The following is a 24558-nucleotide window of genomic DNA, read 5'->3' on the forward strand; positions in this document are numbered from 1 at the left end:
CTGCCCTCCTTCAACGGCGGGTTCTGTTGGCGGCGCGCCTCGACGGCTGCCGCTTGCCGGGCCTTATAGAGAAGACGCCGGGTTTTTGCCATGCAACATGCGGCGGGCGCGGTGCCGCATGCCGCACAGCCGTGCGTTTTCCGGCGAACCTTGCGGTGCGCTGCGGCGTTGCATAAATCCGTCCGGCCGCGCCCTGCGCCGCCACCCGCCTTTTTTTTCGCGGCGCCCGATTCCGGCGCGACGCGCCCAGACCGCTTCCGGAGTAACCCCATGCAGCAGCGCAAGCTCGGCTCCGCCCTTTCCGTCTCCGCCATCGGCCTCGGCTGCATGGGCATGAGCCACGCCTATGGCGGCCAGGACGAGGCGACCTCGATCGCGACGCTCAGGCGCGCCGTCGATCTCGGCATCACCTTCTTCGACACCGCCGAGGTCTACGGCCCGTTCGTCAACGAGGAACTCGTCGGCAAGGCGCTGCGCGACCTGCGCGACGAGGTTGTGATCGCGACCAAGTTCGGCTTCCGGATCAACACCGACAAGTCGGACGCCGCGGCGATGTCCGGGCTCGACGGCCGGCCGGAGCAGGCCAAGAGCGTTGCGGAAGCCTCGCTGCGCCGACTCGGTACCGACGTGATCGACCTCTACTACCTGCACCGCGTCGACCCGGCGGTGCCGATCGAGGACACCGTCGGCGCGATGGCCGACCTCGTCGCCGAGGGCAAAGTGAAGGCGATCGGCCTCTCCGAGGTCACGGCCGACGAGCTGCGCCGCGCGCACGAGATCCACCCGATCACGGCGGTGCAGAGCGAGTACTCGTTGTGGACGCGCGATCCGGAAATGGGCGTGCTCGCCGCCTGCCGCGAACTCGGCGTCGGCTTCGTGCCGTTCAGTCCGCTCGGCCGCGGCATGCTCACCGGGGCGCTCACCTCGACCGACGCGCTCGGCCCGAACGATTTCCGCCGCGGCCTGCCGCGATTCCAGGGTGAGAACTTCGACCTCAACCGGTCGCTCGTCGCCGCCCTCGATGCCCTCGCCGCCGAAAAGGGCGTGACGCCGGCGCAGCTGGCGCTCGCCTGGGTCCTCAACCAGGGTGACGACATCGTGCCGATCCCCGGCACCCGCAGCGAGGTGCGCCTCGCCGAGAACATCGCCGCGGTCGACATCGTGCTCAGCGAACCCGAACTCGCCCAGATCGCCGCCGTCTTCCCCGCCGAATCCGTCGCCGGCGCCCGCTATGCCCCGACCGCGGCGCCCTACGTGGCGCGGTGACAGAATCGACGGCGGATCGAGAACGGCGATGGTCAGTCAGGAACTGATCGACGAGATCGATGCGACGCTTGCCTCGCAGACTTCGGTTCGCCGGCTCGCACGCGACGACGAGCTCGCCCTGATCGAAAATGTCGCGGCGAAGTTCATCGACGACAAAGACGCGCTGTGGTGGTGGACGTCGCTCAAGTCCCCGTCACAGCGTCATCCCTACCAGCATGACGGCTGGCGGGCGATCATCGGCAAGCTGACGATCGGCAGCCCCTCCGCCATACTGGTGGTGACGGACGACGAGTTCCCGCCATGGCCCGCCTATATCGGCCCGATTCCCGAACTTCTCGAGCTGATCTCGGAGACGAGGAGCTTCGAGTTCATGCTGGTCGGAGACGCCCTCGCGTGGCTGCTCTGCGACTGTCATTCGAATGAAATCGTCTTCTGCGGTGACAGGGAAGACGCGGTCGAGTTGTAGAATTCCGCCGGGCATTGCGCTCGAATTCTCAGCGCTGCTCCGACCGCCGCAACCGGCGTTCCAGCGCGCGGACGGCGAGGGACAGGCTCACGGTCATCGTCAGATAGATGAAGGCGACGATGCTGTAGGTTTCGAAGAACAGGAATGTCGAGGCAGAATAAACCTTGCCGAGCTGGCTGACGTCCTGCACGCCGAGCACCGAGACCAGCGACGAATCCTTCACCATCGCCACGAAATCATTGCCGAGTGGCGGCAGCACGGTGCGCAGCGCCTGCGGCGCCACCACGAGGCGAAAGATCTGGCCGCGGCGGAGGCCGAGGGCGCGCGCCGCCTCGACCTGTCCGCGCGGCACCGCCGCGATGCCGGCGCGAAAAATCTCGGCGAGGAAGGCTGAGTAGCTGAGCACCAGGGCGACGATCGCCCGCCACAGCAGGTCGAAGTCGCGCACCGAGGCCGGCATGGCAACGCCGAGATCAACGAGCGGCCGGATGGCGGCGTTGTAGAGCCAGACGAGGCCGGGGGCGGCGACGAAGGCGACGTAGAACAAGAGCACCAGCACCGGCACGCCGCGCAGGATCTCGACGTAGAACACGGCGAGCTCGCGCAAGATGCGCCACTTCGATTCCGCCGCCAGCGCCACCACGAGGCCGAGCAGCGCAGCCAGCAGAAACGCGACCAGCGAGACGAACACCGTGGTGCGAATGCCGGCGGCGAGCGCGAGGAAGATCGTGCGGTAGCCGTCGTCGGCGGCGATGGCATAGGCGAAGCCGACGGCGAGCCCGATCGCAGCGACCAGCCACCACGGCACGCGCTCGATCAGCGTCGGCGGCGCGCGGCGCCCGTCGCGCGGCGGGGTCATGGGGGTCAGTGGGCGCTCTTGTAGTCGAACAGCCACTTCTGGTTCAGCGCGTCGATGGTGCCGTCGTCCTTCATCGACTGCAGCGCGGCGTTGACCGGGGCGACGAGGTCGGAGCCCTTCTGGAAGATGAAGCCGAACTCCTCGGTGCCGAGCGGGCCGCCGATCACCTTGAACGAGCCCGGCGAGGCGCCGATGTAGCCTTTCGCCGAGGTGCTATCCATCAGCACGGTGTCGACGTCACCGGATTTCAGCGCCTGCACCGAGGCGCCGAAGGTCTCGAACAGCTTTATGCGCGGGTTCTGCTCGTTGCCGTCGAGGACGCTGTAGACGGCGACGTAGAAGTTGGTGGTGCCGGCCTGCGCGCCGACGAGGCCGTCGGCAAAGCCGGCAAAGCTCGCCGCGTCGCTGAAGCGATCCTCGTCGGCCCGCACCAGCATGAACTGCTCGGAGACCATGTAGGCGTCGGAGAAATCGACCTGAGCTTTCCGCTCGTCGTTGATCGTGATGCCGTCCATGCCGACGTCGAACTGGCCGTCGCGCACCGACTGGATCATCGCGTCCCAGCTCGACAGCTTCCACTCGACCTTGAAGTTCAGCCGCTTCGCGATCTCGTTGAAGGCGTCGTATTCCCAGCCGATGCCCTCGCCGGTCGCCGGATCGGCGAAGTTGAGCGGCGTATAGGCGTTCTCGGTGACGGCGACGACGGTGCGCCCGCCGAGATCGGGGAGCTCGGCGGCAAGGGCGGGAGTGGCCGTGAGGAGCGTGGCGAGGGCGGCGGCGGCAAGGCGCATTACGGTCATGGCGGGATTCCGATGGGGCGCCGGCAACCGGCGAGTCGGCCAGAGTGTCGGCCCGGAGCGGGGCGCTCGGCAAGATGGTTTTCGGGGGGGACGAGTGGGTACGGTCGCAGTTGTCCTGGACTGCGTAGGCGAGTTGGCCGGCTGACGACCGGGTGAACTTTGCCTGCGAGTGACGCCCGCCGACGCCTCGGCTTTTCCCTCGCCCTTCGAGACAGCCGCTGCGCGGCTTCCTCAGGATGAGGGAAAAGGACAACTGCCTGAGTTTACGAGCAAAACTCTCGGAGGCCTCATCCTGAGGAGGCCCGGAACGGGCCGTCTCGAAGGACGAGGCCGGGTACGTCGGCCGAAGCGGGGCGCTCGGCAAGATTGATTTCGGGGTGGGTGGCGCTCACGGCTTCAGTTGTCTTGGTCCGCGCAGGCGGACCATCCACGAGAGCCGCACGGCAAAGGGCTGGTCGTGGCCTCGTCGACGAAAACAAGCCAGTGACTCGGAACCGAAAGCACATCTCCCAGCCGCTTCGTGGGTGGTCCGCCTGCGCGGACCATGACGTCACGGGGTGTGATGTCAGTCAGGGTCGGCCCCTCTTCCGGCCATCCCTCAAAGCGCCCCCTACCCCCGCCCCTCCATCCGCTCCACCCCCACCGGCGCGGCCTCCGCCACCACCGCCCCCGGCCGGAACACCTCGCCGATGCCGATCAGCAGCGGCGCCTGCGGGGGGGCGACGGCGCCGCCTGCGAGGTCGGCGAGGATCATGTGGCGGATGCGCTGGTCGGGGCGGGAGACGGATTCGGCGACGACCACCGGGGTCGCCGGCGCGCGGCCCTCGGCGATCAGCCGGCTCGCGAGATCACGCGAGGTGCGGCCGCCCATGTAGACGACCAGCGTCGTCTCCTTGTCGGCGAGGCCGTGCCAGTCGAGCTTTTCCGGCAGGCGGCCGTCGCGGGAATGGCCGGTGACGAAGCGCACCGAATGGGCGAGGTCGCGGTGGGTGAGCGACACGCCGAGGCTGGCGGCGAGCGCGAGGCCGGAGGTGACGCCGGGCACGATCTCGACCGGGATGCCGGCGGCCTGCAGCTCGGAAATCTCCTCGCCGGCGCGGCCGAAGATCATCGGGTCGCCGGACTTCAGCCGCACGACATGGCGGCCCTGGCTGGCGAGCTGCACCATCAGCGCGTTGATGTCCTCCTGTTTGCACGATTCGCGGCCGCCGCGCTTGCCGACAAGCATCCGCTTCGCCTCGCGGCGGGCGAGTTCCAGCACGCCGTCGGAGACGAGGTCGTCGAACAGGATGACGTCGGCGCCCTGCAGCGCGCGCACAGCCTTCAGTGTCAGGAATTCCGCGTCGCCGGGGCCGGCGCCGACGATGGTGACGCGGCCGCCGCCGTGCGCCATGCCACCGGCCGCCGCGTCTTCGATGCGCCGCACGGTCGCGTCGGCGTCGTCGCCGGGGGCGGCGCCGAAGGCGAGGTCGGAGAAGCGCTCCCAGAAGCTGCGGCGCTCGGCGCCGGGCTTCAGGCGATGGGTGACGCGCTCGCGCACAGCGGCGGCGAGTTCGGCCCAGGCAGTCAGCGTCGGCGGCACCAGCGTCTCGATGCGGCGGCGGATCGCCTGGCCGAGGATCGGAGCGGCGCCGTCGGTGGAGATGCCGATCACCACCGGCGAGCGGTTGACGATCGAGCCGAACTGGAAGGCGCAGAAGGCCGGCTTGTCGATGACGTTGTGCGGCACGCCGGCGGCGCGGGCGGCGCAGGCGAAGGCCTGCGCCTCGGCGTCGTCGGCCGCGTCGCAGATCGCGATGGCAGCACCCGCGAAACAGTCGAGCGCCCAGGGGCGGACGTGCAGCACGAAGCGGTCGTCGCCTTCGACGAGTTGCAGCATCTCGGGTTCCGCGTCGGCGGCATAGACTTCGACGCGGGCGCCGGTGGCGGCGACGAGCTCGGCCTTCCAGGCGGCCGCGGCCGTTCCGCCGGCGATCACCGCGCGGCGGCCGTCGAGCCCGAAGAAGACGGGCAGCTTGGCGAGCCGGCCCATGCGGGCCGGCGCGGTCTCAGCCGGCCTTCTGGACGCGATGCGCATCGATGATCCTTCCGATTTCCGAGCGGCAGGAGCCGCAGTTAGTACCTGCCTTGAGCGCCGCGCCGACCGCCGCGACACTGATCGCCGCGCCCGACGTCACCGCCGCGACGATGGTGTTCACACCGACGTCGAAGCAGGAGCAGACGACGGCGCCGGTGTCCGGCTCCGCCGCGCCGCCGCGGCCGGCGAGCAGCCGCAGGCGGGCCCCGGCGCCGCTTTCCCGAGAACTAGCACGATCCGCATCCTCGCCGGAACGCGACACGTCGCATATGGCCGTTGCATCCCCGCGCGCAAGTTCGCCGATCACATAGCTGCGTGACACCGCCACCGGCCGGGGGCCGAGGAACAGCGCGCCGATGAGCCGGCCGGCACGGAAGACGGCGAAGCGGTGGATGCCCGCGGCGGCGTCCTGATAGCGCAGCACCTCGTCGCCCGGCTCCGGTGCGACGAGGCCGGCGAGCAGCTGCTCCGCATCGACCGGTGCGGCGCCGGCGAGTTCGACGCGAAAGCCGCCGCGGGCGCGGGCCAGCGCCCAGTAGTCCGCCGCGATGGTACCCGGCCGCGTCGCGGCCACGGCAAAGCCGTACCAAGACGCGGCGAACGGCGCGACGCGGACCGCCGTCGCCTTCAGGCCGGGCTGGCCGGAGACGGGGTCGGTCGCCGGGGCCACGACGGCGTCGATTCGGGCCGCCGAGGCGGTCTGGCCGGTCCAGTGCATCGGCACGAACACGGCGCCGGGGCGCTGGCGGTCGGTGACCAGGGCCCGCACCACAGCGCTGCCGTGCCGGCTCGCGATCCGCACTAGCCCAGCCGCATCGATGCCGAGCCGGGCGGCGTCGGCCGGGTGGATCTCGGCGAAGGGCTCGGCAATGTGGGCGGTGAGCCGGGCCGTCTTCCCCGTGCGCGTCATCGTGTGCCACTGGTCGCGGATGCGGCCGGTGTTCAGCACCATGTCGAATCCGTTCCCGGCGCCGAGGTCCAGCGGCCGGTGCGGCGTCGGCACGAAGCGGGCCTTGCCGTCCGGCGTGAAGAAGCGACCGTCGGCGAAGAAGCGTTTTGGCGCGGTGTCGCCCGGCTGGGAGGTCACCGGCACCGGCCATTGCACCGGTGCGAGGTCGTCGTAGCCGGCGTCATCGAGGCCGGCGAGACCGCCGATATCGAAGTCGCGGCTGCCTTGGTTGTCCGCGGCGGAGAGCGCGGCGTGTTCGCGGAAGATCGCCCCGGCGCCGTCCCAGCCGAAGGCGTCGGCAAAGCCCATGCGCCGGGCGACCTCGGCGATCTGCCACCAGTCGGGCCGCGCCTCGCCCGGCAACGGCAGGAAGCCGCGCTGGCGCGAGATGCGGCGTTCGGAGTTGGTGACGGTGCCGTCCTTCTCGCCCCAGGCGGCGGCGGGCAGCAGAACGTGGGCGAGCGCCGTGGTGTCCGTTTCGCGCACCACGTCGGAGACGACGACGAAGGGACAGGCGGCGAGCGCGGCGCGCACGGCGTCGGCGTCCGGCAGGCTGACCACGGGATTGGTCGCCATGATCCAGATCGCCTTGATCCGCCCGTCCGCAACCGCCTCGAACATCTCGACGGCCTTGAGGCCCGGCCGATCCGCGATCGTCGGCGCTTGCCAGAAGCGCTGCACCCGCTCGCGCGCGGCCGCGTCGCCGATGTCCATGTGGGCGGCGAGCTGGTTGGCGAGGCCGCCGACCTCGCGGCCGCCCATGGCGTTCGGCTGGCCGGTGACTGAAAACGGCCCCATGCCCGGGCGGCCGATGCGGCCGGTGAGCAGGTGGCAGTTGATGATCGCGTTGACCTTGTCGGTGCCGGTCACCGACTGATTGACGCCCTGGCTGTAGACGGTGACGACCTTCGCGGTGCCGGCGAACCAGTCGAAGAAGGTCTCGATCTCGGCTAGGGCGAGGCCGGTCGCGGCCGGCAGCTCGTCCGGGGAAATCGCCGCCGCGTCGATCGTCTCGGCGAGCCCATTCGTGTGGCGCGCGATGAAGCGGATGTCGGCGGCGCCGACGTCGGCGAGGTGGCAGAGCAGCGCACTGAACAGCGCGACGTCGCCGCCCGGCGCGATGGCGAGTTGGAGGTCGGCGAGTTCGCTGGTCGCAGTGCGGCGGGGATCGATGTTGACGATACGCAGCTCCGGCCGCGCTGCTTTCGCTGCGCTAAGGCGCTGGAACAGCACCGGGTGGCACCAGGCGAGGTTCGAGCCGACCAGCACGACGAGGTCGGCCTCCTCGAGGTCCTCGTAACAGCCCGGCACGGTGTCGCTGCCGAAGGCGCGCTTGTGGCCGGCGACCGAGGACGCCATGCAGAGGCGCGAGTTGGTGTCGATATTGCCGGAGCCGATGAAGCCCTTCATCAGCTTGTTGGCGGCGTAGTAGTCCTCGGTCAGGAACTGGCCCGAGACGTAGAACGCGACGCTGTCCGGCCCGTGCGCGGCGATCGTCTCGGCAAAGCGGCCCGCGACGAGGCCGAGCGCGTCGTCCCACGACGCGCGGGCGCCGCCGATCTCGGGGTGGAGCAGCCGGTCGTCCAGCGACAGGGTCTCGGCGAGCGCCGCGCCCTTCGAGCAAAGCCGGCCGAAGTTCGCGGGGTGCTCCGGATCGCCCGCGACCGAGACGACGCCGTCCGCCGAGGTGGTCGCGAGCACGCCGCAGCCGACGCCGCAATAAGGGCACGTGGTGCGCACGGTGGTCGAGGCCGGGAGCGGGTCGCTGGCGAGGGGGAAGGCGTCGGGGTCGCGTTTCATGGGCGGGGGGCTCGCGGGGCCGCGTTGATGCTGGCGGCGGTGAAAAGCGGTGAGTCCCCCCCTCCCTGACCCTCCCCCTCGAGGGGGGAGGGAACGGACAGGCCGAGGCCGTTGTCGTGTCGTCCCCTCCCCCCTCGAGGGGGAGGGACAGGGAGGGGGGGAGGTTCCGCGATCACAAACATCTCGTCAGACCCCCACCACCACCCCGACATCCAGCAACAACCGTCCCCCCTCGCCCACCCGCACCGGGAACGTCTTCACGCAGCCCTCGTCGGCGCCCTGCGCCTTGCCGGTCGCGAGATTCAGCACCCAGTTGTGCAGCGGGCAGGTGACGAAGTCGCCGTGGACGATGCCTTCGGACAGGGGGCCGCCGCGGTGCGGGCAGCGGTTGTCGATGGCGAAGATGCGGTCGTCGGCGGTGCGGAAGACGCCGATCTCGATCGCGCCGAAGCGCACGACGCGGGCGCCGCGGGCGGGCACGTCGGAGACGTGGCCGATGTCGGTCCAGTCGTGCAGCAGGGATGGGAACGGCGCGTTCATTCGGCGGCCTCCGCGAGGGGGATGCGGGCGATCGGGGCGAACTCGTGGGCGTCGGTGCCCGCGACGCGCTCGGCCCAGGGGTCGGTCTGGAAGAAGGTCTGCGAGTAGACGAAGCGCTCGACCAGCGCCTTGCGGCGGTCGGCGTCGTCGCAGATCAGGTTCCGCACCGTGTCGAGGCCGATGCGTTTCGCCCATTTGTAGATGCGTTCGAGATAGTGGCCCTGCTCGCGGTAGAGCTGCACCAGCGCGAGGCCGTATTCGATCGCCTCGGCCTCGGTATCGACGTGGCAGAGCACCTCGGTGCCCTTGATGTCGAGGCCGGCGGCGCCGGCGAAATGCAGGTCGTAGCCGCTGTCGACGCAGATGACGCCGAAGTCCTTGCAGGTCGCCTCCGCGCAGTTCCGCGGGCAGCCGGAGACGGCCATCTTGACCTTGGCCGGCGTCCACGCCCCCCACATCGCCTTTTCGAGCTTGATGCCGAGGCCGGTGGAATCCTGCGTGCCGAAGCGGCACCAGTCGGTGCCGACGCAGGTCTTCACCGTGCGCACGCCCTTGGCGTAGGCGTGGCCGGAGACCATGCCGGCCGCGTTGAGGTCGGACCACACCGCCGGCAGGTCTTCTTTCCGCACGCCGAGCAGGTCGATGCGCTGGCCGCCGGTGACCTTGACGGTCGGGATCTGGAACTTGTCGGCGACATCGGCGATGGCGCGCAGTTCCGCCGCCGTGGTGACGCCGCCCCACATGCGCGGCACCACCGAATAGGTGCCGTCCTTCTGGATGTTGGCGTGGACGCGCTCGTTGATGAAGCGCGACTGGTAGTCATCAGCGGCCTCGCCCGGCCAGTTGGCGATCATGTAGTAGTTGAGCGCCGGCCGGCACTTGTGACAGCCGCAGGAGGTCTTCCAGTTCAGCTCCTGCATCGCCGCCGGGATCGACTTCAGCTCCTTTGCGACGATCAGGCGGCGCACGTCGTCGTGCGAGAGATCCGTGCAGGTGCACATCGGCTTCACGGCCGAGACCTTGAAGCCGTCGCCGAGGGTGACGGCGAGCAGCTGCTCGACGAGGCCGGTGCAGGAGCCGCACGACGCCGACGCCTTGGTGTGGGCGCGCACGTCGTCGACAGAGCCGAGGCCCTTCGCCGTGATCGCGGTGACGATGGTGCCCTTGCAGACGCCGTTGCAGCCGCAGATTTCCGCACTATCCGGCAAGGCTGCAACGGCCGCCATAGGGTCCAGCGGGGCGCCTCCGGCGTAGGCGCGGCCGAAGATCAGCGTCTCGCGCAGCTCGGTGACGTCGCGGCCCTCGCGCATCAGGTCGAAGAACCAGCCGCCGTCGGCAGTCTCGCCGTAGAGCACGGCGCCGATGATGCGGTTGTCCTTCAGCACGATGCGCTTGTAGACGCCGCGGGCGGCGTCGCGCAGCACGATCTCCTCGCGGTCCTTCGCCTCGGCGAAATCGCCGGCGGAGAAGAGGTCGACGCCGGTGACTTTCAGCTTGGTCGAGGTGACGGAGCCGACGTAGGCGGCGTCCGTGCCGGTGAGGGTCTTCGCCGCCACCTTCGCCATCTCGTAGAGCGGCGCGACGAGGCCGTAGCAGAGGCCGCGGTGCTCGGCGCATTCGCCGACGGCGAGGATCGTTGGGTCGCTGGTGCGCATGGCGTCGTCGACGAGCACACCGCGGTTGACCTCGAGGCCGGCGCTTTTTGCGAGCGCCGCGTTCGGGCGGATGCCGACCGCCATCACGACGATGGCGCACGGGATCTCAGTGCCGTCGTCGAGGCGGACGCCGGTGACGTGGGTGTCGCCGAGGATCGCGTGGGTGTTGGCGCGGGTGCGGATCTCGATGCCGCGCCCGGCGAGCTCGCGCTCCAGCAGGTAGCCGGCCGAGGCGTCGAGCTGGCGCTCCATCAGCGTGGGAGCGATATGGAGCACGGTGACGTCCATGCCCTGCATCCGCAGCCCTGCGGCAGCCTCGAGGCCGAGCAGGCCGCCGCCGATGACGACCGCCCTGCCCCCGCCGGCCGCCGCCCGCCGCATCGTTTCGACGTCGTCGAGGTCGCGGAAGCTGACGACGCCGGGCAGCTTGTGGCCGGGCACCGGGATGATGAACGGCACCGAGCCGGTGGCGATCAGCAGCTTGTCATAAGGCGCGACGATGCCGTCTGCGGTCTCGACGGTCCGCAGGTCGCGGTCGATCGCGACGATCTCGCGGCCCTTGACGAGGTTGATGCGGTTGTCCGCGTACCAGGTGTCGGTATGGGTGACGATCTCGTCGAAGGTCTTCTCGCCGGCGAGCACCGGCGACAGCAGGATGCGGTTGTAGTTCACCCGCGGCTCGGCGCCGAACACCGTGACGTCGTAGGCGGTGGGGTCCGCCTCGATGAGGTGTTCGAGCGCGCGGCCGGCGGCCATGCCGTTGCCGATCACGACCAGTCTCTGTGCCATGGCACCAATCTCCGGAATGAGCCCGTTCGCGGCCGTCAGGCGGCTTCGACGAAGCGGTTGCGCTCGTAGAGGAATTTCAGCACCGCGGAGCGGCAGCGGAGGTAGGTCGGGTCGGTGACGAGATCGAGCCGGCGGCGCGGGCGGGCGAGCGGCACATCCAGCACCTCGCCGATCCGCGCCGAGGGACCGTTGGTGAGCATCACGATGCGGTCGGAGAGCAGCACCGCCTCGTCGACGTCGTGGGTGATCATCAGCACGGTGTTGCCGAGCGTCTGGTGGATCTGCATCACCTGGTCCTGCAGGTGGGCGCGGGTCAGCGCGTCGAGCGCGCCGAACGGCTCGTCGAGCAGCAGCACCTTCGGCTCCATGGCGAGCGCCCGGGCGATGCCGACGCGCTGCTTCATGCCGCCGGAGATCTCCGCGGGACGCTTGTCCTTGGCGTGGCCCATGTGGACGAGCTCGAGGTTGCGCATCGTCCACTCGTGCCGCTCGGCCTTGGAGCGGGTCTTGCGGAACACCTTGTCGACGGCGAGCGCGACGTTCTCGTAGACGGTGAGCCAGGGCAGCAGCGAGTGGTTCTGGAACACCACCGCCCGGTCCGGCCCCGGCTGATCGACGACCTCGCCTTCGAGGAACACGACGCCGGTGGTGGCGTCGGTGAGGCCGGCGACGATGTTGAGCAGCGTGGACTTGCCGCAGCCGGAGTGGCCGATGATCGAGATGTACTCGCCCTTGTCGACGTCGAGCGAGATGCTCTTCAGGACGTTGGTGCTCGCGCTGCCGCGGGTGAACGTCTTGTCGACCTGCTGGATCGAGAGATAGGCCTTGGACATGGGAATCCTCCTCGCATCCGGTCCGGTCAGGACTTGGCGGTGCCGCGGGTGATGCTGTTGGCGATGAGGGCGACGATGCGGTCGAGCAGGAAGCCGGTGATGCCGACGTAGACGAGGGCCAGGATGATGTCGCTCATCATCGAGGAGTTCCACGCGTCCCAGATGAAGAAGCCGATGCCGACGCCGCCGATCAGCATTTCCGCCGCGACGATCGCGAGCCAGGAGAGGCCGATGCCGATCCTGAGGCCGGTGAAGATGTACGGCGCGGCGGCCGGGATCATGATGCGGTGGAAGTATTCGAAGCCGTTTAGGCGCAGCACCCTGGCGACGTTGCGGTAGTCGTCCGGGATGTTGCGGATGCCGACGGCGGTGTTGATGATGATCGGCCAGACCGAGGTGATGAAGATCACGAAGATCGCCGAGGGCTGGCCGTCGCGGAAGGCGGCCAGCGACAGCGGCAGCCAGGCGAGCGGCGGCACGGTGCGCAGCACCTGGAAGATCGGGTCGAGGCCGCGCATCGCCCACTGCGACTGGCCGACCAGCACGCCGAGGCCGACGCCGAACACCACCGCGAAGGCATAGCCGAGCGCGACGCGCTGCAGCGACGCCAGCAGGTGCCAGCCGAGGCCCTTGTCGATGCCGCCGGCGTCGTAGAACGGGTTGGCGATCAGCTCCCAGGTGTCGGTCACCACCTGCGACGGCGGCGGCAGGCTGGCGCCGGGCGACGAGCACAGCATCTCCCAGACGAGCAGCATCAGGCCGAGCACGATCGCCGGCGGGACGACGGCGGTCGCAACGCTACGCAGCTTCGGCGCGAGGGTTTCGGCGAGGGTCGGGCGGGGCAGCGGGAAGGCCACCACGGCGGCGCGGCCGGCGCCGGCCGCGACGGGGGCGGCCTCGGTGGTCTTGAGGGCGGTCTTCGACATGGGATGATCTCCAGGAGCGTCGCGCGGTCGAGGCCCGGCGTCCGTGACGGACGCCGGGACGAAGGTCGCCGTCAGGCGACGCGCTTGATCGAGAGGCTTTCGAGATAGGCGGAGGGGTTTTCCGGATCGAAGCTCTTACCGTCGAAGAAGGTCTCGACGCCGCGGCTGTCGGTCGCCGGCACGTCGGCGATCCCGAGCGTCTTCGCCGCCTCGCGCCAGAGATCGGCCCGGTTCACCGCGGCGACCAGCGCGCCGATGTCGGTTTCGGGCGCGAACTTGCCCCAGCGGATGTCTTCCGCGAGGAACCAGGCGTCGTGGCTCTTGAAGGGGAAGGACGTGTGGTCCTGCCAGAACTTCATGTAGCCGGTGGAGGCAGCCTCGACCTTGCCGTTGCCATAGTCGTATTCGCCCTTGAGGCGGCCGACGATGTCCCGCGGCGGCACGTTGAACCAGGCGCGCTTGCCGACGATGCCGGCGAGTTCTTCCTTGTTCGCCATGTCGTCGCACCACTGCTGCGCTTCCATGACGGCCATCAGGATCGCCTGGGTGGCGACCGGGTTCTTCTCGACGAAGTCGGCGCGCATGCCGAGCGACTTCTCGGGATGCTTCGACCAGATCTCGGCGGTGTTGCAGGCGGTATAGCCGATGCCCTGATTGACGAGCTGGGCGTTCCACGGCTCGCCGACGCAGAAGGCGTCCATGGTGCCAACCTTCATGTTCGCCACCATCTGCGGCGGCGGCACCACGATGGTCTCGACGTCCTTGTCGGGGTCGATGCCGCCGGCGGCGAGCCAGTAGCGCAGCCAGAGGTCGTGCGTTCCGCCCGGGAAGGTCATCGCCACCTTGGCCGGGTTGCCCTCGGCGAGACGCTTGGCGAACGCCTCCTTCAGCACGCCGGCGTCGACGCCGGCCTTGAGCTCGGCGTAGGCGCTGGCGACCGATATCGCCTGGGCGTCGAGGTTGAGGCGGGCGAGGATGACCATCGGCAGCGGCTGGTTGTTCTGCGTCACCTTGCCGGCGGAGATCAGGTAGGGCATCGGCGTCAGGATATGGGCGCCGTCGATGCCGTTGCCCGCCGTGCCGAGCACGAGGTTGTCGCGCGTCGCGCCCCACGAGGCCTGCTTCAGGATCTCCATGTCCGGCAGGCCGTACTTCGCGAAGAAGCCCTTCTCCTGTGCGACGACCAGCGGCGAGGCATCGGTTAGCGCGATGAAGCCGAGCTTGGTGCCGGTGACTTCCGGGCCGGCCGAGGCGGCGAAGGCGCCGCCCGGGAAACCGGCCTTGATCGCCGAGAACAGCGCCGCGGTGCCTGCGGTCGCCGCCGTGCTGGCAAGGAAGCTGCGGCGGGACAGGCCGCCGGTGCTGGACATGTCGGTCTCGTTCTTCGCCATCGTGATCCCCTCTGGTGGCCGCCGGGCGGCTCTGGTCGATGCGGCCCCGCCCGGCGGTCCGGCGTCAGGGCAAAAAAAAACGTCGCCGGCCATCGAGGACACGCTGCACGGGAGGTCGTGCATTGCGTGGCCGAGGGCCTAGCGACGTCATTGTCTGGGATCGCCTCATGGGAGGCGCGTGTCCCAATCGCCGTTGACTGGGACGGCTTCTAGGAATGCACGCGCCGTGCCAATCTGGCGCCGACGCTGGAACTGGAATAATTTCAATCTGTTGATGGCGGATCGGCCGAAAGCCGATCTTCACGACTTGGTGAAAGTCGCGCCGCCCCGGCGCCGAACGATCGTGCAGGTGCCGAAGTTTTGTTCAGGCCCGGGTCGAGCGAACGCGCGGAAATCGCGGGTTGCCGACCGGAATTCCGGGGTTACGCGTAGGGCTTCTTGGCGTGGGAGTCGCCGATGTAGGCGGTGGCGACGGGCATCGGCAGGGGTTCGGGCTCGAAGTTGCCGCCGAAATCGCCGCGGGCGACTTTCAGCCGGATCTCGGATCCATTCTGGTGGATCACCACCGAAATGGCGTCCTTGTCGGCGAAGGTGATGTAGCCGGTCTTGCCCGGCACCAGCCCGTTCTTCGCCTTGTTGCGCAGCGTGTCGCGGACCTTGATCTTGGTCCCGGCGTCCAGACCCATCGCTTCCCCCTCCCCGCATCCGTGTCCCCGGATGTCTGCTTACGGTCCGCAGCCCGCTTCGCCTCAGGCCTTCTTTTCCCAGCCGCCGCGGGCGCCCTGCTGCCAGTAGGTCAGCGCGTGCCCGGCCGCCTTCTGCGTCTTCCAGTGTGCCCGCGCCTCGGCGACTGCCTCGGGGTCGTTGCCGTCGAACAGGAACACGCCGCGGATATAGGGCGAAAGATCGGGCGGCTCGGCGCGGTCGACCAGGAAGCGCACCACCGCGGCGTTGCGGTTGTCGCCGGTCCAGCCGATCAGCACCGGCTGGTCGGCGTCGACGCCGTCGCCGGAAAGGCCGTGCGGCAGGAAGCTGTCGTCGGCAAAGGTCCAGAGCAGCGTGTCGAGGGTGCGGGCGCGCTCCTCCGAGCCGGCCTGCACCGCGACGCGCCAGCCCCGCTCCAGCGACTTTGCCACCAGCTGCGGCAAGGCCGCCTCGAGGGGCTGGCGTTCGAGATGGAAGAACAGGATTTCGGTCATGGCCCCGGTCGTTCGCCTCTCGTGGCGGCGCCGCGTCCGCCGGCGCGGATCAGAAGCCCCACGTCACGTCGGCCGCGACGATGGCGAGCGCCACCGCCACGGTGCCGACGAGGAGTTCACTCGGGCGCGGCCGGCGGCCGGTCGCGATCCGGACCGCCGCCAGCGTCGCGAGGAACGCGACGATGATGACGAACACGATCTTGATCGCGAGCCGCATCGCCGCCGGTCCCCCGTTTGCCTCTCCGCTTGGCTCAGCTCTCGTAGACGTCGCGCACCAGACGGTCGAGCAGGCGCACGCCGTAGCCCGAGCCCCACGAGCGGTTGATCTCGGTGTCGGCGGAGGCCATCGCCGTGCCGGCGACGTCGAGATGCGCCCAGGGGCAGTCGTTGACGAAGCGCTTCAGGAACTGCGCCGCGGTGATCGAGCCGCCGTAGCGGCCGCCGGTGTTCTTCATGTCGGCGAAGCGGCTGTCGATCTGCTTGTCGTAGTCGGGGCCCATCGGCAGGCGCCAGAGTTTCTCGCCGGTCGCCTGACCGGCCTTGTAGAGGTTGTCGGCGAGGGTGTCGTCGTTCGAGAACAGGCCGGCATGCTGGGTGCCGAGCGCCACCATCACGGCGCCGGTGAGCGTCGCGAGGTTGATCATGAACGCCGGCTTGAAGCGGTCCTGCGTGTACCAGAGCGCGTCGGCGAGCACGAGGCGGCCTTCGGCGTCGGTGTTGATGACCTCGATGGTCTGGCCCGACATCGAGGTGAGAATGTCGCCGGGGCGATAGGCGTTGCCGTCGGGCATGTTCTCGACGAGGCCGATCACGCCGATGGCGTTGACCTTGGCCTTGCGGCCGGCGAGCGCGCGCATCAGGCCGGTGACGGCAGCCGCCCCGCCCATGTCGCCCTTCATGTCTTCCATGCCCGACGCCGGCTTGATCGAGATGCCGCCGGTGTCGAACACGACGCCCTTGCCGACGAAGGCGAGCGGGGCGTCCTTCGGCTTGCCGCCGTTCCAGGTCATGATCGCGAGGCGGGCCGGGCGGACCGAGCCCTGCGCGACGCCGAGCAGCGCGCCCATGCCGAGCTTCTTCATGTCCTTGTCGGTCAGCACCTCCACCTCGAGGCCGACCGAGGACAGATCCTCGGCGATCTTCGCAAACTCGACCGGGCCGAGCACGTTCGGGGCCTCGTTGACGAGGTCACGGGCGAGTTCGACGCCGGCCGCCACTTCCTCGGCCTCCGCGTAGGCCTTCTTCGCCTTCGGCACGTCGGTGGCGATCGTCACCTTCATCTTCGGCGCCGGATCGTCCTTCTTCTTGGTTTTGTGCTTGTCCCACTCGTAGAGGCGCAGCCGGAAGCCGAGGCCGAAGTCGGCGACGAGTTCGACGGACGGCTCGGCGATGCCCGGCACCTCGAACAGCACGGTGACCGTCTCGGCGCGCAGGTCCTTCAGCTTGCCGGCGACGACGCCGCCGAGCTTCAGCGCGGCGTCGGTGTCGAATTCCTCGGTCTTGCCGACGCCGACGACCAGCAGGCGGTCGAGCTCGAGGCCGGCGGGGGCGACGATGTCGAGCACCGACTGCGCCTTGCCCTTGAAGTCCGCCGCCTTGATCGCTCGCGCCAGTCCTCCGGCAGAGGCGTCGGCGAGCTGGGTGCCGAGCGGCCCGAAGGTGCCCTCGCCGTCGGTGAACACGACGGCGATCCCGGTGGCCGGGATGCTGGGCTTGGCTATGGCGATGGTCGGCGTCTGCGACATGATGGTTTCCTTAAGCCTTTTCGTTCAATTTGTTCGTCCCGGGAGGCGCATGGCCGGCCGGGACGTGGCCGTCCGATGGGCCGCGCGGCGGGAATCCGGGCGATTGGGATCCGGAGCGTTCGCCGGAAAGTGGCGCGTCGGCGCGCCGACCGCAAGCATCCTCTTGCGGCCGCCGCATTTAGCGGGGACATGTCTCGTCGGGATTCGGCGGTGCGCTCTTCGCAGTTGCGTGAGAGCATGCCGTAGCGGCGGGGGCCGGCGATTGGTTCGGGCGGTGTAATGCGGCGTATCGGCATTTACCTTTTCAGGCAGACGATGGGCTGGAGCATCGCGATCCTCGGCGTGCTCACCGGCATCGTCTGGGTCACGCAGGCGCTGCGCCGCTTCGACCTCGTCACCGCCAAGGGCCAGGCGCTGCTCACCTACCTCGCGATGACGCTGCTCGCGATCCCCTTCCTCGTCTCGATCGTCGCGCCCTTCGCGCTCGTCTTCGCGATGATCATCGTGCTCAACCAGATGCACGCCAACAGCGAGCTGATCGCGATCAACGCCGCCGGCCAGTCGCAGCGTCGCACGCTCGGGCCCTTCCTCGGCGCCGGGCTGCTCGCCAGCCTGTTCGTCGCCTGGATCGCGATGTGGGCCGGTCCGGCCAGCATGCAGAAGCTGCGCGACTACACCACCGCGGTGCGGGCCGACGTGATCGCCAACATCGCCCAGCCTGGACGCTTCGTCGAAATCGACGACGACTTCACGTTCCACATGCGCAACCGCGTCGGTGACGGATCGATCCGCGGCCTGTTCATCTACGATGCGCGCGACCCCGACCTCACCTACACTTACACCGCCGAGCAGGGCCGCTTCATCGAGGCGCTCGGCAAGACGCTGATGGTGATGGAGAACGGGACCATCGAGCGCCGCCGCGCCGATTCCGGCGCCAGCACCTTCGTCGCCTTCGGGTCCTATGCCTTCGACCTCTCGACGCTGCAGCCGGAAGTGAGCGACCGCCCCTACGAGGTCGGCGAGCGCACCTTCGTCCAGCTGATCGAAACGCCCGCCGACGATCCCTACCGGGCCGAGAATGCCGATCGCTTCACCGCCGAAATCCACAACCGCCTGACGACCGGGCTCTATCCCGTGGCGATGGTGCTCGCCGCCTTCTATTTCCTCGGCTTTCCGCGCAGCACGCGGCAGACCCGGTTCGTCGCGGTGATCACCGCCCTCTTCGCCGCCTGTCTCGTCCGGCTCGCCGGCTTCGGCGCTGCGGGCGTCGCCGCCAACAGCGTCGCCGCCGTACCGCTGCTCTACCTGCTGCCGCTGTCGCTGATCACGGTGTTCGCCTTCGCCATCGCCGCCGGCGTCGATCCGCAGCTCTCGCCGCGTCTCGATGGAATCCTGCGCTCGGCCGCGGCGCGCATTGCCGACCGCGTGCGCCGCTCGCCGCTGCCGGGCGGAGGCGCCCGATGATCGGCCGGACGCTGTTCCGCTACATCGCCGGCCTGTTCCTGCGCTGGATCCTCGGCCTGTTCGCCGGGATCATCCTGCTTACGTTCCTGATTGACCTGCTCGAGGTGCTGCGCTCCGCCGCCTCGAAGCCGAACTTCAACCTCGCCTCCGTCGTCGCCGTCTCGGCGCTGCGCATTCCGGCGCTGTCGGAACAGGTGCTGCCGTTCGCCGTGCTGCTCGGCTCGATGGCGAGCCTCGTCAACCTGTCGCGGCGGTCCGAACTCGTGGTCAGCCGCTCGGCCGGCCTGTCGGTCTGGCAGTTCAGCGCGCCGGGGGTGATCGTGGCGCTGGTGATCGGCATCTTCGCGACCACGGTCTACAATCCGATGGCGACCGCGATGAAGGCGCAATCGGACCGCATCGCGGCCGAGGCCGTCGGCCGCGTCAGTTCGATCCTCGGCGACGCCTCGAGCTCGACCTGGCTGCGCCAACACACCGAAGAAGGCGATTCGATCGTGCGCGTGGGCGGTGTCCTCGACGGCGGGCGTGTCATCCTTGCACCAGTCTTCTGGAACTTTGATGCGACGGGGCGTCTGGCCCGCCGCGTCGAGGCCTCGTCGGCCGAACTGGGCGACGGACGGTTCACGCTGACCGACGCGCGCATCTGGGACGTCGAGGGCGAGCCGCGGACCGCGGAACGGCTGGAAATTCCTTCCGCGCTGACGCCGCAGCAGGTCTCCGAGCGGCTGTCGTCGCCGACGGCGGTCTCGTTCTGGCGCCTGCCGACCGTGATTTCGCAGGCCGCGAACGCCGGCCTGCCGCCGTATCGATTCAGCCTGCAATATCATTCGCTTATTGCGCGCCCTGCCCTGCTCGCGGCCATGGTGCTGATCGCCGCCACGGTGTCGCTCGGCAGCAGCCGGATGGGCAACGGTGGTCGGATGATTCTCGGTGGCATCGCTGCAGGCTTCATGCTTTATGTCGGAACTGAAATCTTTCGCGATCTCGGCAGCGAGGGGCTTGTTCCGCCCATGCTCGCCGCCTGGGCGCCTGCCGCCATCGCGTTGTCGCTGGGATCGACGGTCCTGTTGTTCCGGGAGGATGGATGAGACTCGGTACGTCCCTCCCGGACGATCCGTCACCGGCCATTCGCACGAGGCGCCTTTCCGCAGGGGCCTCGCTGCTCGCCGGCGTTTCGCTGGCCGCCATGCTGATCGCGGGCCTGCCGGCCGCGGCGCAGGACGCGTCGGCCAACGGCTCGCTGGGTGACCTGCTCGCCACGCAAGCCGCCACCAGCGACCAGCGCATGGTGCTCGAGGCCGACACCCTCGTCTACGACATCGATACCGAGCAGGTCTCCGCCGTCGGCAACGTCGTGATCTATTACGGCGACTACGTGCTGGTCGCCGAGCGCGTCGAGGTCGATCGCCGGACGCAGATGGTCACCGCCATCGGCTCGGTCGAACTCACCGAGCCAGGCGGCAACATCGTTCGTTCCGAGCGCGTCGAGCTCGCCGACGACCTCAGCCGCGGCGTGGTCGAGGCGTTCGAGGTGGTCACCAGCCAGCGGACGGCGTTCCGCTCGGCACGGGCGACCCGCGAGGGCGACGACGTCACCACGTTCGAGGACAGCACCTACCTGCCGTGCGTCGACTGCGACGGGGTGAAGGGCAAGGAGCCGATCTGGCGCATCAAGGCGCGGCGGATCATCCACAAGCAGGGCGAGCAGACCGTCACCATGCGGGATGCGAGCTTCGAGTTCCTCGGCGTCCCGATCGCCTGGGTGCCCGTGCTGACGCAGCCCGATCCGACGGTGCGCCGCAAGACCGGCTTCCTCGCGCCGAGCCCGGTCTACAACGATGATCTCGGCCTCGGTGTCGTCGTCCCCTACTTCTGGGCGCTGGCGCCGAACATGGACCTGACGTTCCGGCCGGCCGTCTACTCGCGCCAGGGCTTCCTCGCCGACGCCGAGTTCCGCCACCGGCTGATCGACGGCGCCTATTCGATCCGCGTTGCCGGCATCCACCAGTCGGACCCGGACGCCTTCGACGGCACCTCGGGCGACGTGCAGAACCGCGCGGCGCTGTTCTCGACCGGCGAATTCAAGATCAACCAGCGCTGGAAATGGGGCTGGGATATCGCGGTCGCCTCCGACCGCTCGTTCCTCAATGACTACGACCTGCCGAAGGCGAGCAACGACGCGGCGATCTCCGATCTCTACCTGATCGGCGCGGGCAATCGCAGCCGCTTCGAGGCGCATGCCTACGGCATTCTGGTGCAGCAGGAGGACGAGGCCTTCAACGGCGTCGCCCTGCAGCCGCAGGACGTGGACCTGCAGGACAAGCAGCCCTTCGTTCACCCGGTCGTCGACTACTACAAGGTGTTCGACCAGCAGATCGCCGGCGGCGAGGTCAAGCTCGAGGGCAATTTCACCAGCCTGACGCGCCAGGAGGACGATATCTTCGCCTTCGGCGTCGGCGACGAGCGGTTTCGCGGCGTCGGCGGCACGTTCACGCGCGCCAGTGCCGACGTGTCGTGGCGGCGGCGCTTCGTCGATCCGCTCGGCCAGGTGTTCACGCCCTTCGCCGGCGTCAGCGGCGACGTGTTCTACTCGACCCTGCACGACGACAGCACCGCCAACATCGATGAAGGTGCGTTCGGGCGGGTGATGCCGCGGATCGGGCTCGAGTACAGCTATCCGATCCTCGCCCAGAGCGCCCTCGGCACCCAGGTGTTCGAGCCGATCGCCCAGCTCATCGTCCGTCCGGACGAGATGCTGCTCGGCGAGGTGCCGAACGAGGATTCGCAGAGCCTCGTGTTCGACGAAACGTCGCTGTTCGACATCGACAAGTTCTCCGGCTTCGACCGCGAGGAAGGCGGCACCCGGCTCAACGTCGGCCTGCGCAACACGACCAACCTCGCCATCGGCGGCTCGATCAGCGCGCTGATCGGCCAGTCGTTCCACCTCGCGGGGCGCAATTCCTACGCCGCCGACAACGTCTACGGCACCGGTCTCGATTCCGGCCTCGCCTCGGACAAGTCCGATTACGTCGCCGGCCTGTCGATTGCCACCGGCCAGGGCCTGCAGTTCGGCGCCCGCGCCCGCTTCGACGACGAGGATTTTTCCGTGCAGCGGGCGGAAGCCCAGTTGCTCGGCCTGTCGGGTCCGCTGACGGCCTCGCTCACCTACGCCTTCCTGCGCGAGCAGCCCGACCTCGGCATCACGACGAACCGCTCCGAACTGCAGAGCGCGGTCAGCCTGCGCCTCGACGCCAACTGGCGGATCTTCGGGTCGACCCGCTTCGACATCATCAACGACAACTTCGTGCGCGACGCGGTCGGCATCGCCTATGACGACGAGGCCTTCTCGGTGTCGCTGTCCTATGCCGAGGACCGGACGCGCGCCAACGGCGAGCCGATCGACCGGACGGTGTTCCTGCAGCTCGGCTTCCGGACGCTCGGCGACATTTCGGCCAGCGCCGACGTGCTGGACTGACCCGCAAACGGGACGGCGGATGCCGCCCCGATCGCCGGCGTGGCGCGGCCTGCGGCAACATGCTTTTGCCATATCGGCGCTTTACTTGACGTGATCGTCCGTCACGGTCGACACTCGGTGCCTATTCACGGCCCGCGCATTGCGTTAGACCGGAAACACGACCTGAAACGCCATTTCGTTCGTCAACGACAACAACGGTTACCGACAAGATGATTTTCGCTTCCGTCGCGCGCTCGATCCTCCGCCGCTGCAGCGTCGCCGTGATCGCGGTCGCCGTCGCCGCGCCGCTGCTCGGTGCCGCGCCCGTTTTCGCCCAGAGCGGGATCCGGGTCGTCGTCAACGACAGCGCCGTCACCAGTTTCGAGATCGCCCAGCGCGCCCGCCTGATCGAGGTGTCGCAGCGCTTGTCCGGCGCCGCCGCGCAGAAGGCCGCGACCGACGAACTCATCGACGATACGCTGCGGCTGCAGGAAATGAAGCGCGTCGGCATCGCGGTTCCGGATGCGCAGGTCGACTCGGCGATCGCCGAGATCGCCGGCCGGTCCAAGATGTCGCCGGCGCAGTTCACCCAGGCGCTCGGCCAGGTCGGCGTCAACATCAAGACCCTGCGCGAGCGCATCCGGGTCCAGATCGGCTGGGGCCGCCTGATCCGCGCCCGCCTGCAGCAGACGGTGCGGCAGGAGCGCAATGATCTGATCGCGCAGATGCGACGCGAAGAGAACGCCGGAATCGACGTCACTGCCGAAGATTTCGTGCTTCAGCGCGTCATCTTCACCCTGCGCAAGGGTGCACCCGACGCCGAGATCAGCCGGCGCCGCCAGGAAGCCGAGCAGCTTCGCGGCCGCTTCACCTCCTGTGACGCGGGACTCGCCACGGCGAAAACGCTGCGCGAGGTCGCAGTGCTCAACGTCGGTCGGCGGCTCGCGGGTGAGTTGCCGGAAAACATCGCCGCTCTCGTCAAGGAGACCGACGTAGGCCGCCTGACGAAGCCGGTGGTCACGCCGCAGGGCGTCGAGCTCTATGCCGTCTGCGGCAAGCAGACGGTGACCGGCGAGGCCGCCGTGACGGCCGGCGGCATGGACGCCGACCAGCTCAATGCGCAGGGCCAGCAGCTGTCGCAGACCATGATGCGCCAGCTCCGCCAGCGCGCCAGCATCACCATGCGCTGAGGCGCCCCTTCGCGCGCAGACGCCGGGCGGCCCCGCGCCTCCCGGCAAATTTCCTTCGACGGATATCCCCCGATGCCTGCCGGCGCCCGACGCTCCGACCTTCCCGCGCTGCCGCTTGCCGTCAGCATCGGCGAGCCCGCCGGCATCGGCGCGGAGATCGTCGCACAGGCCTGGCTTCGGCGGAGCGCGCTCGCGCTGCCGGCGTTCTATCTCGTCGGTGATGCGGGCTTCGTGGCGCGCCGGCTCGCCCGAGCTGGCCTCGACGTGCCGCTGGCGGAGGTCGAACCCGGCGCCGCGGCCGCGACCTTCGCCCGGGCCCTGCCGATCGTCGGCACCGGCCATCCCCTGCCCGACAGCCCCGGTCGCCCGGATCCGGTCGCCGCGCGCGGCGTGATCGCCGCGATCGAGCGCGGCGTCGCCGACATCGCGGCCGGCAAGGCGGCGGGACTGGTGACGGCGCCGATCCACAAGGCCGCGCTCTATGGCGCCGGCTTCGCGTTCCCCGGCCACACCGAGTTCCTCGGCCATCTCGCGGGCCGCTACTGGCCGGGACGGCCGGCGCAGCCGGTGATGATGCTGGCGGGGCCGGAGCTGCGCGGCGTACCGGTCACCATCCACATTCCGCTGGCGGAGGTTCCGCGGCGGCTGACGACCCAGGCGATCATCGAGACCGGCCGCATCGTCGCGCGCGACCTGACCCGGCGCTTCGGCATCGCCCGGCCGCGGCTCGCCGTCGCCGGCCTCAACCCGCATGCCGGCGAGGACGGGGCGATGGGCGGCGAGGACATCGCGATCGTCGCGCCGGCGATCGCCGCGCTGCGCGCCGAGGGCATCGACGCGACCGGGCCGCACCCGGCCGACACGCTGTTCCACCCGCGCGCGCGCACCGGCTACGACGCGGTGCTCGGCATGTACCACGACCAGGTGCTGATCCCGGTCAAGACGATCGCCTTCGACGAGACCGTCAACGTGACGCTCGGCCTGCCCTTCGTACGCACCTCGCCCGACCACGGCACCGCCTTCGACATCGCCGGCCGCGGCATCGCCCGCCCGGACAGCATGATCGCGGCGATCACCATGGCGGCGGAGATGGCGGCAACCGGGCAGCCGGCCGAGCCGGCGCTGTCATGAGCGCCGCAGGCCCGCTGCACGTGG

Annotated in this window: 20 protein-coding genes; 7 read left to right on the forward strand and 13 right to left on the reverse strand. The window is 69.2% G+C overall.

From position 1 onward, the window contains the following. The first annotated feature begins 270 nt into the window (after positions 1-270). Positions 271-1266, forward strand: a complete 996-nt coding sequence (locus I5731_RS17815; RefSeq protein WP_197312766.1) for an aldo/keto reductase — start codon at positions 271-273, stop codon at positions 1264-1266. 28 nt (positions 1267-1294) lie between these two features. Continuing rightward, positions 1295-1732, forward strand: a complete 438-nt coding sequence (locus tag I5731_RS17820) for a hypothetical protein (protein ID WP_197312767.1) — start codon at positions 1295-1297, stop codon at positions 1730-1732. Positions 1733-1760: 28 nt separating this feature from the next. On the opposite strand, the gene I5731_RS17825 is transcribed toward I5731_RS17820, so the two are convergent. The 13 genes from I5731_RS17825 to I5731_RS17885 all read right to left on the reverse strand — a co-directional run bounded on the left by I5731_RS17825 (position 1761) and on the right by I5731_RS17885 (position 17295). Then, positions 1761-2591: an amino acid ABC transporter permease gene (locus tag I5731_RS17825; RefSeq protein WP_197312768.1), complete on the reverse strand. Its 831-nt coding sequence runs from the start codon at positions 2589-2591 to the stop codon at positions 1761-1763. 5 nt (positions 2592-2596) lie between these two features. Beyond that, positions 2597-3391 (reverse strand): transporter substrate-binding domain-containing protein, encoded by a 795-nt coding sequence (locus I5731_RS17830; RefSeq protein WP_197312769.1) that lies wholly within the window; start codon positions 3389-3391, stop codon positions 2597-2599. A gap of 610 nt (positions 3392-4001) precedes the next feature. Further along, entirely contained in the window at positions 4002-5468 is a 1467-nt protein-coding gene (gene cysG, locus I5731_RS17835) for a siroheme synthase CysG (protein ID WP_197312770.1), read from the reverse strand. Then, on the reverse strand, positions 5440-8217 hold the full coding sequence (locus tag I5731_RS17840) for a nitrate reductase (protein WP_197312771.1): 2778 nt from the start codon (positions 8215-8217) through the stop codon (positions 5440-5442). Before I5731_RS17840 ends, cysG begins: the two co-directional genes overlap by 29 nt. 186 nt (positions 8218-8403) lie before the next feature. Further along, on the reverse strand, positions 8404-8757 hold the full coding sequence (nirD, locus tag I5731_RS17845) for a nitrite reductase small subunit NirD (RefSeq protein WP_197312772.1): 354 nt from the start codon (positions 8755-8757) through the stop codon (positions 8404-8406). Next, on the reverse strand, positions 8754-11201 hold the full coding sequence (nirB, locus tag I5731_RS17850; RefSeq protein WP_197312773.1) for a nitrite reductase large subunit NirB: 2448 nt from the start codon (positions 11199-11201) through the stop codon (positions 8754-8756). Before nirB ends, nirD begins: the two co-directional genes overlap by 4 nt. A 35-nt stretch (positions 11202-11236) precedes the next feature. Next, positions 11237-12034: an ABC transporter ATP-binding protein gene (locus tag I5731_RS17855; protein ID WP_197312774.1), complete on the reverse strand. Its 798-nt coding sequence runs from the start codon at positions 12032-12034 to the stop codon at positions 11237-11239. Between the two features lie 26 nt (positions 12035-12060). Then, positions 12061-12960, reverse strand: a complete 900-nt coding sequence (ntrB, locus tag I5731_RS17860) for a nitrate ABC transporter permease (RefSeq protein ID WP_197312775.1) — start codon at positions 12958-12960, stop codon at positions 12061-12063. A gap of 71 nt (positions 12961-13031) precedes the next feature. Then, positions 13032-14330 carry a CmpA/NrtA family ABC transporter substrate-binding protein gene (locus I5731_RS17865; protein WP_197313107.1) on the reverse strand — a complete coding sequence of 433 codons (1299 nt, stop codon included), beginning with the start codon at positions 14328-14330 and terminating at the stop codon, positions 13032-13034. A gap of 443 nt (positions 14331-14773) precedes the next feature. Further along, complete coding sequence (locus I5731_RS17870; RefSeq protein ID WP_197312776.1) at positions 14774-15037, reverse strand: hypothetical protein; 264 nt, start codon at positions 15035-15037, stop codon at positions 14774-14776. A 63-nt stretch (positions 15038-15100) separates the two neighbouring features. Next, on the reverse strand, positions 15101-15550 hold the full coding sequence (locus I5731_RS17875; protein WP_197312777.1) for a DNA polymerase III subunit chi: 450 nt from the start codon (positions 15548-15550) through the stop codon (positions 15101-15103). A gap of 49 nt (positions 15551-15599) precedes the next feature. Continuing rightward, on the reverse strand, positions 15600-15767 hold the full coding sequence (locus I5731_RS17880) for a hypothetical protein (protein WP_197312778.1): 168 nt from the start codon (positions 15765-15767) through the stop codon (positions 15600-15602). 34 nt (positions 15768-15801) lie between these two features. After that, positions 15802-17295 carry a leucyl aminopeptidase gene (locus tag I5731_RS17885; RefSeq protein WP_197312779.1) on the reverse strand — a complete coding sequence of 498 codons (1494 nt, stop codon included), beginning with the start codon at positions 17293-17295 and terminating at the stop codon, positions 15802-15804. 279 nt (positions 17296-17574) lie between these two features. Here I5731_RS17885 and I5731_RS17890 point away from each other — a divergent pair, with 279 nt between their 5' ends. The 5 genes from I5731_RS17890 (at position 17575) to pdxA (ending at position 24534) form a co-directional block, all read left to right on the forward strand. Then, positions 17575-18759, forward strand: coding sequence for an LptF/LptG family permease (locus tag I5731_RS17890; protein ID WP_268926587.1), 1185 nt, complete (start codon positions 17575-17577; stop codon positions 18757-18759). Beyond that, positions 18756-19847, forward strand: coding sequence for an LPS export ABC transporter permease LptG (lptG, locus tag I5731_RS17895; protein ID WP_197312781.1), 1092 nt, complete (start codon positions 18756-18758; stop codon positions 19845-19847). Before I5731_RS17890 ends, lptG begins: the two co-directional genes overlap by 4 nt. Continuing rightward, positions 19844-22234, forward strand: a complete 2391-nt coding sequence (locus tag I5731_RS17900; protein ID WP_197312782.1) for an LPS-assembly protein LptD — start codon at positions 19844-19846, stop codon at positions 22232-22234. The genes lptG and I5731_RS17900 overlap by 4 nt, the downstream gene beginning before the upstream one ends. Before the next feature lie 209 nt (positions 22235-22443). After that, on the forward strand, positions 22444-23403 hold the full coding sequence (locus tag I5731_RS17905; RefSeq protein WP_197312783.1) for a SurA N-terminal domain-containing protein: 960 nt from the start codon (positions 22444-22446) through the stop codon (positions 23401-23403). A gap of 72 nt (positions 23404-23475) precedes the next feature. After that, the gene (pdxA, locus tag I5731_RS17910) at positions 23476-24534 is read left to right on the forward strand and encodes a 4-hydroxythreonine-4-phosphate dehydrogenase PdxA (RefSeq protein WP_197312784.1); all 1059 of its coding nucleotides are present in this window, start codon (positions 23476-23478) and stop codon (positions 24532-24534) included. Positions 24535-24558: the final 24 nt, after the last annotated feature.

Origin of the sequence: Methylobrevis albus (assembly GCF_015904235.1) — a bacterium.
In the GTDB taxonomy this organism is placed as follows: Bacteria; Pseudomonadota; Alphaproteobacteria; order Rhizobiales; family Pleomorphomonadaceae; genus Methylobrevis_A; species Methylobrevis_A albus.

Excerpts from the sequence above, each read along its gene's own strand:
- I5731_RS17815 (WP_197312766.1), top strand. The coding sequence starts at position 271 with ATGCAGCAGCGCAAGCTCGGCTCCGCCCTTTCCGTCTCCGCCATCGGC.
- I5731_RS17820 (WP_197312767.1), top strand. The coding sequence starts at position 1,295 with ATGGTCAGTCAGGAACTGATCGACGAGATCGATGCGACGCTTGCCTCG.
- I5731_RS17825 (WP_197312768.1), bottom strand. The coding sequence starts at position 2,591 with ATGACCCCGCCGCGCGACGGGCGCCGCGCGCCGCCGACGCTGATCGAG.
- I5731_RS17830 (WP_197312769.1), bottom strand. The coding sequence starts at position 3,391 with ATGACCGTAATGCGCCTTGCCGCCGCCGCCCTCGCCACGCTCCTCACG.
- cysG (WP_197312770.1), bottom strand. The coding sequence starts at position 5,468 with ATGCGCATCGCGTCCAGAAGGCCGGCTGAGACCGCGCCGGCCCGCATG.
- I5731_RS17840 (WP_197312771.1), bottom strand. The coding sequence starts at position 8,217 with ATGAAACGCGACCCCGACGCCTTCCCCCTCGCCAGCGACCCGCTCCCG.
- nirD (WP_197312772.1), bottom strand. The coding sequence starts at position 8,757 with ATGAACGCGCCGTTCCCATCCCTGCTGCACGACTGGACCGACATCGGC.
- nirB (WP_197312773.1), bottom strand. The coding sequence starts at position 11,201 with ATGGCACAGAGACTGGTCGTGATCGGCAACGGCATGGCCGCCGGCCGC.
- I5731_RS17855 (WP_197312774.1), bottom strand. The coding sequence starts at position 12,034 with ATGTCCAAGGCCTATCTCTCGATCCAGCAGGTCGACAAGACGTTCACC.
- ntrB (WP_197312775.1), bottom strand. The coding sequence starts at position 12,960 with ATGTCGAAGACCGCCCTCAAGACCACCGAGGCCGCCCCCGTCGCGGCC.
- I5731_RS17865 (WP_197313107.1), bottom strand. The coding sequence starts at position 14,330 with ATGTCCAGCACCGGCGGCCTGTCCCGCCGCAGCTTCCTTGCCAGCACG.
- I5731_RS17870 (WP_197312776.1), bottom strand. The coding sequence starts at position 15,037 with ATGGGTCTGGACGCCGGGACCAAGATCAAGGTCCGCGACACGCTGCGC.
- I5731_RS17875 (WP_197312777.1), bottom strand. The coding sequence starts at position 15,550 with ATGACCGAAATCCTGTTCTTCCATCTCGAACGCCAGCCCCTCGAGGCG.
- I5731_RS17880 (WP_197312778.1), bottom strand. The coding sequence starts at position 15,767 with ATGCGGCTCGCGATCAAGATCGTGTTCGTCATCATCGTCGCGTTCCTC.
- I5731_RS17885 (WP_197312779.1), bottom strand. The coding sequence starts at position 17,295 with ATGTCGCAGACGCCGACCATCGCCATAGCCAAGCCCAGCATCCCGGCC.
- I5731_RS17890 (WP_268926587.1), top strand. The coding sequence starts at position 17,575 with ATGCGGCGTATCGGCATTTACCTTTTCAGGCAGACGATGGGCTGGAGC.
- lptG (WP_197312781.1), top strand. The coding sequence starts at position 18,756 with ATGATCGGCCGGACGCTGTTCCGCTACATCGCCGGCCTGTTCCTGCGC.
- I5731_RS17900 (WP_197312782.1), top strand. The coding sequence starts at position 19,844 with ATGAGACTCGGTACGTCCCTCCCGGACGATCCGTCACCGGCCATTCGC.
- I5731_RS17905 (WP_197312783.1), top strand. The coding sequence starts at position 22,444 with ATGATTTTCGCTTCCGTCGCGCGCTCGATCCTCCGCCGCTGCAGCGTC.
- pdxA (WP_197312784.1), top strand. The coding sequence starts at position 23,476 with ATGCCTGCCGGCGCCCGACGCTCCGACCTTCCCGCGCTGCCGCTTGCC.